The organism is Flavobacterium sp. (assembly GCF_044360715.1).
Classification (GTDB): domain Bacteria; phylum Bacteroidota; class Bacteroidia; order Flavobacteriales; family Flavobacteriaceae; genus Flavobacterium.
In genome coordinates this window covers 1-15,545 of the sequence record NZ_JBIKJY010000017.1, presented here as the reverse complement: position 1 = coordinate 15,545, position 15,545 = coordinate 1, and the positions used below count along the sequence as shown (strand labels likewise).

At 31.3% G+C, this 15,545-nt stretch carries 10 protein-coding genes and 1 tRNA gene; 4 read left to right on the top strand and 7 right to left on the bottom strand.

Going from position 1 to position 15,545, the window contains the following annotated elements; genetic code table 11:
• Positions 1 to 106 precede the first annotated feature (106 nt).
• The 3 genes from mnmG to ACIQ16_RS06965 all read right to left on the bottom strand — a co-directional run bounded on the left by mnmG (position 107) and on the right by ACIQ16_RS06965 (position 5,770).
• Positions 107 to 1,978, bottom strand: a complete 1,872-nt coding sequence (gene mnmG / locus ACIQ16_RS06975) for a tRNA uridine-5-carboxymethylaminomethyl(34) synthesis enzyme MnmG (protein ID WP_396149977.1) — start codon at positions 1,976 to 1,978, stop codon at positions 107 to 109.
• A gap of 80 nt (positions 1,979 to 2,058) precedes the next feature.
• Positions 2,059 to 2,478: an rRNA maturation RNase YbeY gene (gene ybeY, locus ACIQ16_RS06970; protein ID WP_396149975.1), complete on the bottom strand. Its 420-nt coding sequence runs from the start codon at positions 2,476 to 2,478 to the stop codon at positions 2,059 to 2,061.
• Positions 2,471 to 5,770 carry a DUF4175 family protein gene (locus ACIQ16_RS06965; RefSeq protein WP_396149973.1) on the bottom strand — a complete coding sequence of 1,100 codons (3,300 nt, stop codon included), beginning with the start codon at positions 5,768 to 5,770 and terminating at the stop codon, positions 2,471 to 2,473. Before ACIQ16_RS06965 ends, ybeY begins: the two co-directional genes overlap by 8 nt.
• Positions 5,771 to 5,932: 162 nt before the next feature.
• On the opposite strand from ACIQ16_RS06965, the gene gltX reads away from it, so the two are divergent.
• Positions 5,933 to 7,435, top strand: a complete 1,503-nt coding sequence (gene gltX, locus ACIQ16_RS06960; protein ID WP_396149971.1) for a glutamate--tRNA ligase — start codon at positions 5,933 to 5,935, stop codon at positions 7,433 to 7,435.
• 92 nt (positions 7,436 to 7,527) lie between these two features.
• Positions 7,528 to 8,502 (top strand): SPFH domain-containing protein, encoded by a 975-nt coding sequence (locus ACIQ16_RS06955; RefSeq protein ID WP_353078130.1) that lies wholly within the window; start codon positions 7,528 to 7,530, stop codon positions 8,500 to 8,502.
• A gap of 377 nt (positions 8,503 to 8,879) precedes the next feature.
• Here the strand turns inward: ACIQ16_RS06955 and ACIQ16_RS06950 are convergent, their stop codons facing one another.
• Positions 8,880 to 10,562 (bottom strand): glutamine--tRNA ligase/YqeY domain fusion protein, encoded by a 1,683-nt coding sequence (locus ACIQ16_RS06950; protein ID WP_396149969.1) that lies wholly within the window; start codon positions 10,560 to 10,562, stop codon positions 8,880 to 8,882.
• 116 nt (positions 10,563 to 10,678) lie between these two features.
• On the opposite strand from ACIQ16_RS06950, the gene folB reads away from it, so the two are divergent.
• Together folB and ACIQ16_RS06940 are read left to right on the top strand one after the other, a co-directional pair.
• Positions 10,679 to 11,035 carry a dihydroneopterin aldolase gene (gene folB / locus ACIQ16_RS06945; protein WP_396149967.1) on the top strand — a complete coding sequence of 119 codons (357 nt, stop codon included), beginning with the start codon at positions 10,679 to 10,681 and terminating at the stop codon, positions 11,033 to 11,035.
• Positions 11,036 to 11,138: 103 nt separating this feature from the next.
• Positions 11,139 to 11,209, top strand: a tRNA-Cys gene (locus ACIQ16_RS06940).
• A 129-nt stretch (positions 11,210 to 11,338) separates the two neighbouring features.
• Here ACIQ16_RS06940 and ACIQ16_RS06935 read toward each other — a convergent pair.
• From ACIQ16_RS06935 to rnr, 3 genes are all read right to left on the bottom strand, one after another.
• On the bottom strand, positions 11,339 to 12,025 hold the full coding sequence (locus ACIQ16_RS06935) for a LysE family translocator (RefSeq protein ID WP_396149965.1): 687 nt from the start codon (positions 12,023 to 12,025) through the stop codon (positions 11,339 to 11,341).
• A gap of 112 nt (positions 12,026 to 12,137) precedes the next feature.
• Positions 12,138 to 12,806 carry a head GIN domain-containing protein gene (locus ACIQ16_RS06930; RefSeq protein WP_396149963.1) on the bottom strand — a complete coding sequence of 223 codons (669 nt, stop codon included), beginning with the start codon at positions 12,804 to 12,806 and terminating at the stop codon, positions 12,138 to 12,140.
• A gap of 374 nt (positions 12,807 to 13,180) precedes the next feature.
• A complete protein-coding gene (gene rnr / locus ACIQ16_RS06925) occupies positions 13,181 to 15,358 on the bottom strand; it encodes a ribonuclease R (RefSeq protein WP_396149961.1) in 2,178 nt (725 codons plus the stop codon).
• Positions 15,359 to 15,545 lie beyond the last annotated feature (187 nt).

The following is a 15,545-nucleotide window of genomic DNA, read 5'->3' as shown; positions in this document are numbered from 1 at the left end:
GGCTTTAACAACGTTGTTTCACGTGGAACCTGAAAATTACGGTTTTTGATTTTTGATTTACGAAACGTCTAAATCGTAAATCAAAAATCTCAAATCGTAAATACATTTATCTTCCCATATGAATTAGTAGTACCGAAATATCACTTGGCGAAACGCCGCTAATTCTTGAAGCTTGTGCTATAGTTGTTGGTCGTATTTTAGTTAGTTTTTGACGCGCTTCGATTGAAATCGCTTTTATTTTATCAAAATCATAGTTGTCTGGAATGCGAACATCTTCAAGACGATTCACTTTATCTGCGTGATTTTTCTCTTTTTCGATATAGCCAGAGTATTTCACTTGAATTTCGGCTTGTTCAATTACTTCCTGATCTAAATTATTTTCTGAAATATAATCTGTTACGGCTTTAAACTTTAATATATCATCTAAATCAATTTGTGGACGCGAAAAAACTTTAAACATTTTATCGCCTTGCGTCATCAAACTTGATCCTTTTTCTTCTAAAATAGGGTTGGCCACTTCTGCTTTAATACTTGTTTCTTTAAAGAAAGTAACAAATTTATCAGAAGCATCTAATTTATATTCCATACGTTTCAAACGATCTTCTTTCGCTAAACCAATTCCATATCCTTTCGGAGTTAATCTTAAATCGGCGTTATCTTGACGTAATAAGGTTCTATATTCTGCGCGAGAAGTAAACATTCTGTATGGTTCTTCTGTTCCTTTTGTGATTAAATCGTCAATTAAAACGCCAATATATGCTTCATCTCGCTTTAAAATCAAAGGTTCTTTTTCTTGAACTTGTAATGCTGCGTTAATACCCGCCATTAATCCTTGCGAAGCGGCTTCTTCATAACCGGTTGTACCATTTATCTGTCCAGCAAAATATAACCCATTAATTAATTTTGTTTCTAAAGTGTGTTTTAATTGCGTAGGAGGGAAGTAATCGTACTCAATAGCATAACCTGGTCGGAAAAACTTCACGTTTTCAAACCCAACCACAGAACGCAATGCTTTAAATTGCACATCTTCTGGAAGCGAAGTTGAGAAACCATTTACATACACTTCACACGTTTTCCATCCTTCAGGTTCAATAAACAATTGATGACGATCTTTGTCTGCAAAACGATTGATTTTATCTTCAATAGAAGGGCAATATCTTGGTCCGATAGATTTAATTCTGCCGTTAAACATCGGGCTTCTATCAAAACCTTCTCGTAATAAATCGTGAACCACTTCAGAAGTATAAGTCATAAAACAAGAACGTTGTTCTGTTAATGGTTTTGTAACATCTGAATACGAAAATTTTGAAGGGTTTATATCACCTGGTTGTTCAATCATTTTTGAATAATCTAAAGAACGACCGTCTACACGAGGCGGCGTACCTGTTTTCATTCTTCCTGATTCGAAACCTAATTTTAATAAATCTTCAGTAATGCCAAAAGAAGCGCTTTCGCCTGCACGACCTCCTCCAAATTGTTTGTCTCCGATATGAATTAAACCATTTAAAAAAGTACCATTTGTAAGGACTACCGTTTTGGCTTTAATCTCTAATCCTAAAGATGTTTTAATCCCTATAATATGATTTCCTTCAGTTATAATACCCGAAACCATTTCTTGATAAAAATCTAAATTCGGAGTTCCTTCTAACATCATTCGCCATTCTTCTGCGAAACGCATTCTGTCGGATTGACAACGAGGCGACCACATTGCTGGTCCTTTTGAGAGATTCAGCATTTTAAACTGAATGGCTGTTACATCAGAAACGATTCCGGAATAACCTCCTAAAGCATCAATTTCACGAACAATTTGACCTTTTGCAATGCCTCCCATAGCCGGGTTACACGACATTTGAGCAATGTTTTGCAAATTCATAGTAACCAATAAAGTACTACAACCCATATTGGCGGCAGCAGCGGCTGCCTCGCAACCTGCGTGACCGGCACCTACAACAATTACATCATATTTTTCTTGAAACATATCTTTTGTTCCACGTGAAACACGTGGTTTTTCTTTATGTTTTTTTGTTCCGCGTGGAACAAAAAAACCTGATTATTATATTAAAGTTCCACGTGGAACAGTTTTATTTTTTCGTTTTCTTTTGTGCGCATTAAAGTAGCATCTGCGTCTGTTTTGTCTTTGTATCCGCAATAATGCAAAACACCGTGAGCCAAAACACGTTTTAATTCTTCTTCAAAAGAGACTTTAAAATCAATCGCATTGTCTTTCACGCGCTCTATGGAAACAAAAATATCTCCACTAATTACATCACCTTCTGTATAATCAAAACTAATAATATCCGTAAGCGTGTCGTGGTTTAAATACTGCATATTAATAGCGTGTAAATAGTCATCGTCACAAAAAACATAAGAGATTTCTCCAACGGATTTGTTTTCAGAAGTTATAATAGTTTCTATCCAAGAAGCAAAATGCTCTTCTTGGTCTAAAATAAAATCAGATTCGTAATTAAAACTAATCATTGCTTTTAAAATATTGTTGTACTTTGGTGTTAAAATTGGGTTGCAAAGGTAAGCTTTGTCTGTTTAATATTTCCACACTTTTTAAATAATTTAATAACGCAGGAGGTAGTGGTTTGTTGCTTCCCAGAAAATCTGTTTTGTTTGTATTTGATTCTCTTTTAGTGTCTTGACCTTGTTGTTTAAGCGCTGATTCTAACTTTAATAATTCGTGATTTATTTGTAGCGCACGATTAATATTGTCTTGTGTAAGTCCTTTATTAATAAGTTGCTTCTCTAACTCCTTCATTTGTTTTATAGCGTTTTGTCCGTTACCGCCCACACCGTTTTTTTCCAATTCGTTTTGCAAAGATTCACGGAGCGCTTGTTGTTCTTTAATTATTTCTAATAATTTGCCCGCATCGCCTTCGCCGTCTTTACCTTCGTTACCTTGTGAGCCGCCTTCGCCTTCTTGGCCGGGTTTTTTTCCTTCACCAAGTTTTTTGCCTTCGCCGGGTTTTGGTTTTCCGTCTTTCATTTTGTCGCCCAAACCTTTTTGTTTAGAAATAATATCGGACAATTGGTCGCCTTTTCCTTTGCCTGGTTTTGGTTTTCCGCTACCGCCAGAAGAAGACATACTCATACTCATTTCGCTTTGTACATTACTCAGAAAATCTGCTAATTTGTTTGCAGAAGATAATGTGAATTGTTGGTGTGAAATTCCTTTTGAACGAGTAGTGGAAACTAAATTCTCAATAGACTTGTCTAAATTATAATGTATTTCTTCTACTTCTTTTAAAACCAAATCGGAAAGTTTGGGTTGTCGCAAAGACAAGGCAAACAAACTGTCGTCAACGTGCTTGAATTGCGTTTTTAAATCTTGTTGATTTTTAAGTAAAGCGCTTACATTAGATTTGGAATTAGAAACCGCCTTAAATTGTTTCATAACTTTTTCTTGATCAAATGAAAAAGATAATAAATTATCTAAAATTTGACGCATTACTTTAGCGTCTTCAGCATTGTCTTCCATTTCACCAGCCGACATCGATTCAGACATTTTTTGGCTCATCTCTTTCATTTTTTGAGCCGCTGCTTTTTGATTCTTTTTGGCTTGTTTTTGGTCTTTCTTTTCTAAATTATCTTCTGCTTTTTGTTGCTCTTGGTCTACGTCTTTTTGGTCGCCTTTATCGTTTGGAATATCCATTGGCGATTTCAATTCTTTATTTTCTTTTTCTAAATCGTCAAGTTCTTTTTTTAAATCATCAAACTCTTTTGAAAGCTTTTCTTGTTCCTCTTTCGTTGGGCTTTCTTTGTCTGAAAGCTTATCTTGTTTACTAGCTAATTTATCTAATTTATCCGCCAGTTGTTCTGCTTTTTGTTCAACATAATATCGCTTAGTAAGTTCCACTAATTGCTCTAAAGATTTTTGTTGCGTTTTAGCTTGTTGTTTCAATTTATCTGCTTTATCAAACAATTCTTCTTTTTCTAATTTTTTAGCCAACTCTTCAAGTTCTTTTAAAAGCTTTTCATTTTTCGCAGCTTGTTTCTCGTTTTTTTCTAAACGGTTTAAAAGCTCTTGTTTCATTTCGTCTTTTTGCTCAGGCTTAAATTGTTCCAGATTTTCCTTCATTTTTTCAGAAAATTCTTTCATCATTTCGTCTTGTTGTTTTTGACGATTAATAAAGTCTTGAATTTTTTTTTGGTCTTTATAATCTAAGTTGTCTTTTTGTTTGTCAAGCTTTTTAAGTTTGTCTAATGCTTCAAATTGTTTGTCTTGATTGTCCAGCGCTTTTTGTAAACTATTGATGTTGGATTGCTGTTCTTGTAATGATTTTTGCTCTTTTTGCTCTTTTGTTAATTCAGAATGAGAAAAAACGGCTGATTTAGATGATTTTAAACCATTAACTACATCATTATCAAACACTTCGAAATAATATTCGTAATTAATTCCGGGTTGTAACGCAATTCCATCAGGAAAAGCATATACAAATTGGTCCACCACTTTGTTTTTTAAAATCAAGCCCTTCTTGAAAAGTATATTAGGTTTGTTTTTATCGTAAAACACCACTTGTAATTTTGTCATTCCATAATCATCAGCTATTTGGCCAATAATTACTTTTTGTTTTAATTTTAAACTATCTGGAGTTTCGGTTACTGAAATACTCGGAAACTGGTCTTTTAAAATGGTTAATTTATATTGTAAATTCTCGTAGTTTTTAAGTTGCGTGTTTGAAATAGAAATTTGATAATCGGTAGCGTTAGTAATTCGTTTTGCAAATGAAAATTGCGTGGCGTTTTTTTGAAACAAACTAATTGCAGATTGATCTTTAAAAGCTACTTGTGTAGTAGCAAACGTATTTAATTTCCAAGTTACCGTTGTGCCTTCAGGAATAACTGCATTTCCTGTGCCTTGAATAATTTCTGATTTTTTTCCTAAATATTTTGGAAAATTTAATTGCATCGTAAATGAAGAAATAGTAGGCACATTCACCACGTTTAAAACATAATCGGCAGAAGTGATTTCGTTAGATTGAAAATGAAATTTAATATCTTTCTGTACGTTTTCAAATTGATAAGTAAAATTACCAGGTGATGTGTTTTCTAAAAAATATTCTTCATCATTAATTACAATTGACGCGTTTTCAGGAATAACCGAACCCACGGTTCTTACAACTAATTTAAAAGATTTATTTTGTTCCACGTGTAAATTGTTCGAAATAATTTCAAACTTAAACGCAGCGGGTTTTTCAAAATTAGTATCGTATTGAACCACTCTTGCAAAACTTTTAGAAATTACATCCGAATTTCCAGATATATAGAAAAATAAAAGAAACAATAACGGAATCAGTGCAAAAGGCAAATATTTTTTGTTCCGGTTAAAATTTATAGCGTTTGAAAACGGAATGGGTTGTAAGTTCTTCGCTTTTTGTTCTATAGAAGCTAAAACCAATTCTGAAGGCTCAGTGGTGTTGGCTAATTGCAAGAAATTAAGTAATTTATCTTGTACTTCATCAAAATGAGTTCCTATAATTTTGGATGCTTCTGCGTAGTTTAACCCTTTTTGAATTTTAAATAATTTTGATACAGGTATCACTATAAATTTAAACAACAATAGCGCTTCTACCAACAAAAATAGCCAAAACAATATGGTTCTACCTAATGAATCAAACCAAAGAAAATATTCGATTAGAAAGGTAAAAATAAAATATAATAAACCAATGGTCATAAAAAGAAGTACTCCTTTTATCAACTCATTCGTGTAAAACTTTTTGATAAAGCCTTCCAGTTTATCGTAAATTATGGCTTTCTTTTCCAAGATTGTTACTAATTTGTTTATAACCGATAAAATTACAAAAAAAATCAACGATAAAATAAATTCCAAATTTTAAAATTCCAAATTCGAATTTTTGCAGTATTTGGAGTTTGGAATTTAACTTTTGGAATTTTAAAATAGTATCTTTGCCAAAAATATATTTAGATGAACAAACCGGTAAGAGTACGATTTGCCCCAAGTCCAACAGGGCCTTTACATATTGGTGGCGTAAGAACTGCGCTTTTTAATTATTTATTTGCCAAAAAACACGGCGGTACTTTTTATATACGTATAGAAGATACAGACCAAACTCGTTTTGTAGCAGAAGCGGAAGATTATATTTTTGAAGCTTTAGAATGGTTAGGAATTTCACCTGATGAAACCATTGGAAAAAATGAAAAATTTGGACCGTACCGTCAATCGGATAGAAAAGAAATGTACAAGCAATATGCCGATGAATTAATTCAATCTGGTTGGGCGTATTATGCGTTTGATACTCCTGAAAAACTCGACGAATTGCGCAAACAAGCAGAAACTGAAGGAAAAACATTTATATACAATCATACTGTTAGAGAAAAATTAGATACTTCATTAAATTTTTCAGATGAAATAGTAAAAACCCGAATTGCAAATGGAGAACATTTCGTAATTCGTTTTAAAACACCAGTAAACGAAACCTTGCATTTACAAGACATTATTCGTGGTGATGTACATTTTGATACCAATTTACTTGACGATAAAGTCTTATTTAAATCGGACGGAATGCCAACGTATCATTTAGCCAATATTGTAGATGATCATTTAATGGAAACTTCACACGTAATTAGGGGTGAAGAATGGTTGCCATCTATGCCTTTACACGTAATGCTTTACAGAGCATTTGGTTGGGAGGCGCCAGAATTTGCACATTTACCTTTGATTTTAAAACCAATTGGAAACGGAAAATTAAGCAAGCGTGATGGAGATAAATTAGGATTTCCAGTATTTCCTTTACAATGGAAAACCGCGGAAGGAACCTCGAAAGGCTATAAAGAAACTGGGTTTTTCCCTGAAGCTGTAATTAACTTTTTAGCCTTATTGGGTTGGAATGACGGAACGGAACAAGAAATATTTAGTTTAGCAGAACTTATAGAAAAATTCGATTTAAAACGAATTCATAAATCAGGTGCAAAATTTGATCCAGAGAAAAACAAATGGTTCAATCATCAATACTTACAAAAACAAACGGATGAAAGTTTAGCCGAAGCGTTTAAAGTAATCTTAGAAGAAAAAGGAATTTCAACTTCTTTAGATATTACAAGAGTAGTTACTTCAATTAAAGAACGCGCTAATTTTATAACAGAGTTTTGGGATTTAGCCGATTATTTCTTTGTTGCGCCAACGTCTTACGATGAAAAAGCAGCTAAAAACTGGAAAGAAGAAACACCAGAATTAATGAAACAAGTTGTTGAGCAATTACAAAATATAGAAGGTTTTACATCAACAAATATTGAAACTCTTTTAAAAAACTGGATGACAACAAACGAAATTGGTATGGGTAAAGTAATGCAGCCGCTACGATTGAGTTTAGTTGGCGCTTTAAAAGGTCCGCATTTGTTTGATATTATTGAACTAATTGGAAAAGAAGAAACTTCAAGTAGAATTGAAAAAGCAATTGCAACTTTATAAACATTAAAATTAAGATATAAGTGATAATTTATACTTCTTGTAACTTTTACACAAAAGCAACGTATAATTAGTATAACTTTAAATTATCACTTATGTCTCCAATTATCATTTTCATCCTTGTTTTAGGATTATTTATCTTACTAAGTTCCTTTTTTACTGTAAAGCAACAAACCGCTGTTGTAATAGAGCGATTTGGAAAATTTACAAGCATTAGAAGTTCTGGATTGCAATTAAAAATTCCTGTAATTGATAGAATTGCCGGAAGAGTAAATCTTAGAATTCAACAATTAGACGTTATTATTGAAACGAAAACAAAAGACAACGTTTTTATTAAAATGAAAGTTTCGGTTCAGTTTAATGTAATTCAAAGTAAAGTGTACGAAGCGTTTTACAAATTAGAATACCCACACGATCAAATTACGGCTTATGTATTTGATGTGGTTCGTGCCGAAGTTCCTAAGTTAATTTTAGATGATGTGTTTTTGAGAAAAGACGACATTGCTATTGCGGTAAAACGTGAATTGAATGAATCTATGACTACTTACGGATACGATATTATCAATACTTTAGTAACAGATATCGACCCAGACATTCAAGTAAAAAATGCGATGAATAGAATTAACGCGGCTGATAGAGAAAAAACAGCTGCAGAATTTGAATCGGAAGCACAACGTATTAGAATTGTAGCTAAAGCCAAAGCAGAAGCTGAAAGTAAAAAACTACAAGGACAAGGTATCGCAGACCAACGAAGAGAAATTGCAAGAGGTTTAGTAGAAAGTGTAGAAGTATTAAATAATGTAGGAATTAATTCGCAAGAAGCTTCGGCATTGATTGTGGTTACTCAGCATTATGATACCTTACAAGCTATTGGAGCGGATACAAATAGTAATTTAATTTTATTGCCGAACTCGCCACAAGCCGGAAGTGATATGTTAAATAATATGGTGGCAAGTTTTACAGCGAGCAACCAAATTGGTGAAACGATGAAAAATCAGCCGAAACGAGCAAAGAAAAAAACCGACCATACATCCGCGGATTATAATCCAAGCGACACAAGTGAAGCTTAAAAAAAATTAGAATCTGAAAAATTCAGATAAAAAAAATGAAACCATCAATTTTAGAATTGATGGTTTTTTTGTGTCTAATTTTTAAAAACAGAATCCTGATGGTCTTTTTTATGGCTAAAATTTAAATAAAGCGATTTTAGCGATTTTTAGTAATTGGAATTTAAAAACACTTTACCTAAAAAAGTTTTTGATTTAAAATTTATTTATGAAAGCCTTTTTTTAAAGGTTAAACTTATACTAATTATTGTTTCAATAGTTTTTTCTAATACTATGAAATAAGCACAAAAAAGGAATAAAAAAACCTATAAAGAATTTTTCCTTATAGGTTTGAAATTTAAATTAGATTCTGAAACAAGTTCAGAATGACAAACGTGTTTTTACTGTTCAGAAACTTTTGCCCAAGTATCTCTTAATCCAACGGTTTTGTTAAAAACTAATTTTTCAGCGGTTGAATCTCTGTCTACACAAAAATAACCTAAACGTTGAAATTGAAAATGATCCAATTCTTTTGCGGTTTGTAAACTTGGTTCAACATAGCCTGTAATCACTTTTAAAGACTCTGGATTGATGTATTCTTTAAAATCAACCTCTTTGTTGCCGTCAGGATTTTCGTGTGTGAAAAGTCGGTCATACAATCTAACTTCCGCTTCAACCGCGTGTGGTATAGAGACCCAATGAATTACGCCTTTTACTTTTCTATTACTCGCTTCTGTACCACTTCCTGATTTAGAATCTACATCGTAAGTACAATGGATTTCGGTAATATTTCCTTCTGCATCTTTTACAACAGATTCTCCTTTAATGATGTATGCGTTTTTTAAACGTACTTCAGTTCCTAAGGTTAAACGGAAAAATTTCTTGTGTGCTTCTTCTTGAAAATCTTCTCTTTCAATATATAATTCTTTAGAAAAAGGCACTTCTCTAAATGTCATAACTTCTTCTTCTGGATTGTTTTCAGCAGTTAACCATTCTTCTTTTCCTTCTGGATAATTTGTAATTACCAGTTTAATTGGATGTAAAACCGCCATTACACGAGGTGCAATTTTATTTAAATCTTCACGAATACAGAAATCTAAAAGAGATACATCAATTAAATTCGTACGTTTAGCAATTCCGATTGTGTTAGCAAAATTCCGAATAGCAGTTGCGGTTATTCCGCGTCTTCTCATACCAGAAATCGTACTCATTCTCGGATCGTCCCAAGCGGTAACGTACTTTTCTTCAACTAATTGTAATAATTTACGTTTAGAAACTACGGTGTGCGATAAATTTCTACGAGCAAATTCTCTTTGTTTTGGTCGTACTTTGGTTTCGTCATAAATTTGATTTAAAAACCAATCGTATAATTCTCTATGAGGTAAAAATTCTAACGTACAGAATGAGTGTGAAATTTGTTCTAAATAATCACTTTCTCCGTGAGCCCAATCGTACATTGGATAAATACACCAATCGTTTCCTGTACGATGATGATGTGCGTGCATAATACGATAAATAATAGGATCTCGCATTAGCATATTATTGGCTTTCATACTTATTTTAGCGCGCAAAACGTGAGTTCCTTTCTCGAATTCTCCGTTTTTCATACGTGTAAATAAGTCTAAATTTTCTTCTATGGAACGTGTTCTAAAAGGCGAATCTGTTCCTGGTGAAGTAGGTGTTCCTTTTTGAATGGCCATATCTTCAGAAGACTGACTGTCTACATACGCCTTGTCATTTTTAATTAATTCTACTGCCCAATCATATAATTGTTGAAAATAATCTGAAGCATAACATTCTTTGTCCCAATTAAAACCCAACCATTCGACGTCTTTTTTAATGGCGTCTACAAACTCTTGTTCTTCTTTTGAAGGATTCGTATCATCAAAACGTAAATTAACTGGCGCTTTATAATCTATACCTAAACCAAAATTTAAGCAAATAGCACTTGCGTGACCAATATGTAAATATCCGTTAGGTTCTGGAGGAAAACGAAAACGTAATTTATCCGAAGATAAACCGTTTTTTAAATCGTCTTCTATAATTTGTTCTATAAAATTTAAAGATTTTTCTTCTGCAGACATAATAATTTTCTTTCTTTTGACAAAGATAGAAAATGTTTCAAGTTTAAGGTTTAAAGTTGTTTAAAAAGTTGAAAAAACTAACTAACTTTGAACTTGAAACCTGAAACAAAAAATTAATGGGAAAAATAAAATTAACTAATATTCGAACCTTTTCATATCACGGATGTTTGGAAGAAGAAGCAAAAATTGGAAGTAATTATAGAATAGATTTAACTATAAAAACCAATTTAAAACCATCTGCTCAAACAGACGAACTAAATGATACTGTAGATTATGTAGATTTAAATCGAATTGTAGTAGAAGAAATGGCAATACGTGCCAAACTTTTAGAACACGTGGCACAAAGAATTATAGATAGGGTTTTAAAAGAATTACTTCCTGTATTAAAAATAAAAATTGAGGTAACGAAGCTAAACCCGCCAATTGGTGGTGATGTTGAAGGAGTTACGATACGTATGAAGAAAAAAAGATAGTTTTAAGAAAATAAAGATTGAAAAAAGAAAATAGATTTTAAAATATTTGGAATTTGTGATTTGAATATTGAAATTTTTATATCTATATTTGCAATCCAATAATGGCGTCGTGGCCGAGCGGCTAGGCACCGGTCTGCAAAACCGTCTACTCCGGTTCGAATCCGGACGATGCCTCTGAAAGAGTTACTTGAAAAAGTAGCTCTTTTTTTTGTGTATTTTTAAAAAAAATTAAATAACGTTATCGTTCGAATCCGGCGAAAATTCAAAAAGAGTTACTTGAAAAAGTAGCTTTTTTTTATAAAATTACTTCACAACTTGCTCTATACCTAATTTTTTATTTACGATTTGTTTGCTTTTTGGAAAAAGCCCTTGAAGGATAAAAAACACACCGAAAATTAATATTACTATACTAATAATTCTTTTAATTTTATAAATGTTATTTGGTGTTAATTTATGTTTTAATTGTTTGGCTAATAGTATTTTATAAATATCAATTAGTAAATAAAACACTAAAATTGAAGTAAAAAAAACAAAAATTCGCAACGGATTCATTTCTAATTTTGGACCGTGAGTTATTATAATCATCATCCAAAAACCTAAGACTCCAATATTAATAATGTTTAAAAAAACACCTTTAAAAAATAAACCTAAGTAGTTGTTTTTCTGAATATCTTCATCATCATCGTCTTCCATTTTTTCGTTAAATTTTTTCTTTAACTGAATATAAGAAATTAATCCGTAAACAGACATAATAATTCCTCCAACAATATATAAAATAGGGTTGTCTTTTAATTGCGAAAGTATTTGATTCGTGGCAAAATAAGCAATAAGTATAAAAATAATATCACTAAAAACAATTCCTAAATCTAAAGTAAAAGCAGCTTTAAATCCTTTTGTAATACTGGTTTCTAATAACATAAAAAAACCAGGACCAATAGAAATAGCTAACAAAAATGCCCAAGGAATGGCTAATAATATATCGTGAATCATTAAAAAGTTTATAAGTTTAAAAAGTTTATAAGTTTAAAAGGGTTATTAAACTAATGCACTTAAATGTAAAACTACTAATTTTTAAAGTTATAAAAAAACTTGAAGGTAAATTTTATTTTGCTTGAATAATTTTTCCGCCAGCAACCGATTTTTGATTTATTTGTTTTGGATTGCCGTAAATAGTAATTGTTCCGCCTGCTCTGGTTTTAGCATCCACTATATCAGAAACATTTACATTAGCTATTCCGCCAGCATTTACGGTTACTGTAGTTTGTTGGCTAATACAATCTTGACCATCATATTTAGCACCCGAATTCGCTAAAATATCCTGATTTTTTACTGTTCCTTTAACAGTAACTATGCTTCCTGCACCACAACGCACTTTTAATTTATCTGCACTAAGAGTATTTAAAACAATTTCTGCGCCTTCTTTGGTAATAATATCAAAACCAATAGCTTTTATTTCTGTTTCACAAGAAATTCTACTGCCTTCATTAGCTTCTAAAGCATTTAATTTTTTATAATAAACGGTTGCTGAAACAGCATCACCACTTAGTATTTTTGTTAATGGCATTCTAATTTTTAATTCGCCATTATTGTTTATTAATTCTACTTCTTCTGAATTAGTACCTTTTAAAATTACTTTATTTTCAGTACCTGAAAGTAATAACACATCTATTTTATCAAAAGACGTGACTTTGGTAAAATCACCAACCGATTTTTCAGTTTGGGCAAAAGCTAAAGAGCTTAAAAATAATAAGGAATAAATGATTTTTTTCATGATTTATATATAATTTTAAAATAATAATATAAGCTAACTATTATAAATATTATGATTTGAATAGTATTTAATTTAATTCTATCTAAAATGTATTTCTTTAAGATTAAATCTAAAATCAATATTAGAAAACCTACAAATAATAAGATGATTTTAAAGAAACTTATTAAAGCTTTCGCATGAAAATAATCATTTTTATTTGAATGTATAAATAATATCGAAAACAAAACTATTAATCCAGTTACACTAAAAACCGAAATATTCCTTTTTATAAATTCTATTACTTTCATATAATGAGATTTCTCCTAACGTCGAAATGACAAGTTTGTGATGATGTTTTATTTTAACTGAACACTAAAAACTGATTACTGAACACTTTATTTGTTTTCTCTTACAAAATGAAAATCCAATTGTTTTTTTACTAAATCGGCATTTTTTACTTTAACGTATACTTCGTCTCCTAATTGTATTAAGTTTTTAGAAACTTCACCTACTAACGCATATTGTTTGTCGTCAAACGTATAATAATCATCTTTAATTTCTCTAATACGCACCATTCCTTCACATTTATTTTCGATAATTTCTACATAAATTCCCCATTCGGTAACGCCAGAAACTACACCTAAAAACTCTTGATCTTTATGGTCTTGCATGTATTTTACTTGCATATATTTTACAGAATCTCTTTCCGCTTTAGCCGCTAAATTTTCTCTATCGGACGAATGCATACATTTTTCTTCAAAAACTTCTTCACTAACACTTTTTCCGCCATCTAAATAAAATTGTAGCAAACGGTGTGCCATCACATCAGGATAACGACGAATTGGCGAAGTAAAATGCGAATAATAATCGAACGCTAAGCCGTAATGACTAATATTATTTGTAGAATAAGCGGCTTTACTCATACAACGAATTGTAAGTGTATCCACCATATTTTGTTCTTTTTTTCCTTGAACGTCTTCTAATAATTTATTTAAAGAAGTAGAAATATCTTGTTTTGATTTTAAATTTAAATTATATCCGAATTTAGAAATTACATTTTGTAAACCGAATAATTTATCTTCATTTGGTTCATCGTGAATTCTATATATAAACGTTTTCTTTTGTTTTCCGATAAATTCAGCTACTTTTCTATTAGCTAATAACATAAATTCTTCAATTAAATGATTAGCATCTTTACTTTGTTTGAAATATACTCCAACAGGTTCTGCGTGTTCGTTTAAATTGAATTTTACTTCTACTTTATCAAAAGAAATTGCACCAGCATTCATTCTTTTTCTACGAAGAATTTTTGCAAAATCGTTCATTTTTAAAGTGGCTTCTACAATTGGTTTTGGTGCGTGATATTCCTTTCCAGTCAATGAAATATGTGCTGGAATTATATCTGATTTACTTTCAATAATTTCTTGTGCTTCTTCATACGAAAATCGTTGATCTGAATAAATAACCGTTCTTCCAAACCAAGAATCAATAACTTCCGCTTTATTATTTAATTGAAAAATAGCTGAAAATGTATATTTTTCTTCATTTGGTCGTAAAGAACAGGCAAAATTTGATAATACTTCGGGTAACATTGGAACCACTCTGTCTACTAAATACACAGAAGTAGCTCTATTATACGCTTCTTCATCTAAAATAGTACCTTCTTGTAAATAATGAGATACATCAGCAATATGAACTCCAATTTCATAATTTCCATTAGGTAAAACTTGGAATGATAAGGCATCATCAAAATCTTTAGCATCTTTTGGATCAATTGTAAACGTTAAAATATTTCGCATATCTCTACGTTTTGCAATTTCTTCTTCTGTAATTGAAGTATCTATTTGATTCGCATAAGCTTCCACTTCAATTGGAAAATCGTATGGTAAACCATATTCTGCTAAAATGGCGTGAATTTCTGTATTATGTTCTCCAGGTTTTCCTAATACTTTAATTACTTTTCCAAAAGGGGAATCGGCTTTTTTTGGCCAATCCACCATTGAAACTAATACAACATCACCGTGTTCTGCAGTAGCTATTTCATTTTTTGGAATAAAAATATCGGTATACATTTTAGCGTTTGTAGTAGTTACAAAACCAAAATTTTTCTGAATATCAATTACGCCAACAAATTCTGTTTTTGCTCTTTCTAAAATTTCTAAAACTTCTGCTTCTGGTTTTCTTGAACTTCTTCTATTGTAAATATAACATTTAACTTTATCACCATCTAAAGCATGGTTTAAATTAATAAACGGAATATATACATCATCTTCTAATTCAGAACAAACAAAATATCCCGATTTACGAGATGTCATGTCTACAGTTCCTTCGTAATATTCTGCTTTTGATATTATTTTGTATTTACCGCGTTCGTTTTCTTCTATTTTACCTGCTTTCTTTAAAATACCTAATTCTTTAATAATTTCGTTTCTACTTTGAGTATCATTCACTTCAATTATCGCAGCTATTTGTTTGTAATTAAAGTCTTTAGTAGGTGATGCGGATAGTATTTTATATACGTGAGCCGAAAAATCTTTGGCTTTTTTTGTCATTTTTCTGAAATTCTTTTTCATATATCATTCTTAATATGCATTAAAAGTACAAAGAAGAAATCAGAAAACGGAATTAAGTAGCAAGATTTAATAAAATTTTAATTTTCTAAATCTTGAAAGTTTTCAACATATATTAAAAACAATAAAAAAAGATTTTAATTAAATTTAAATTATTGATGGTTATTATAGTGTGTTAATATGTAGTATA

Excerpts from the sequence above, each read along its gene's own strand:
- rnr (WP_396149961.1), bottom strand. The coding sequence starts at position 15,358 with ATGAAAAAGAATTTCAGAAAAATGACAAAAAAAGCCAAAGATTTTTCG.
- mnmG (WP_396149977.1), bottom strand. The coding sequence starts at position 1,978 with ATGTTTCAAGAAAAATATGATGTAATTGTTGTAGGTGCCGGTCACGCA.
- ybeY (WP_396149975.1), bottom strand. The coding sequence starts at position 2,478 with ATGATTAGTTTTAATTACGAATCTGATTTTATTTTAGACCAAGAAGAG.
- folB (WP_396149967.1), top strand. The coding sequence starts at position 10,679 with ATGGGAAAAATAAAATTAACTAATATTCGAACCTTTTCATATCACGGA.
- ACIQ16_RS06935 (WP_396149965.1), bottom strand. The coding sequence starts at position 12,025 with ATGATTCACGATATATTATTAGCCATTCCTTGGGCATTTTTGTTAGCT.
- ACIQ16_RS06950 (WP_396149969.1), bottom strand. The coding sequence starts at position 10,562 with ATGTCTGCAGAAGAAAAATCTTTAAATTTTATAGAACAAATTATAGAA.
- gltX (WP_396149971.1), top strand. The coding sequence starts at position 5,933 with ATGAACAAACCGGTAAGAGTACGATTTGCCCCAAGTCCAACAGGGCCT.
- ACIQ16_RS06930 (WP_396149963.1), bottom strand. The coding sequence starts at position 12,806 with ATGAAAAAAATCATTTATTCCTTATTATTTTTAAGCTCTTTAGCTTTT.
- ACIQ16_RS06955 (WP_353078130.1), top strand. The coding sequence starts at position 7,528 with ATGTCTCCAATTATCATTTTCATCCTTGTTTTAGGATTATTTATCTTA.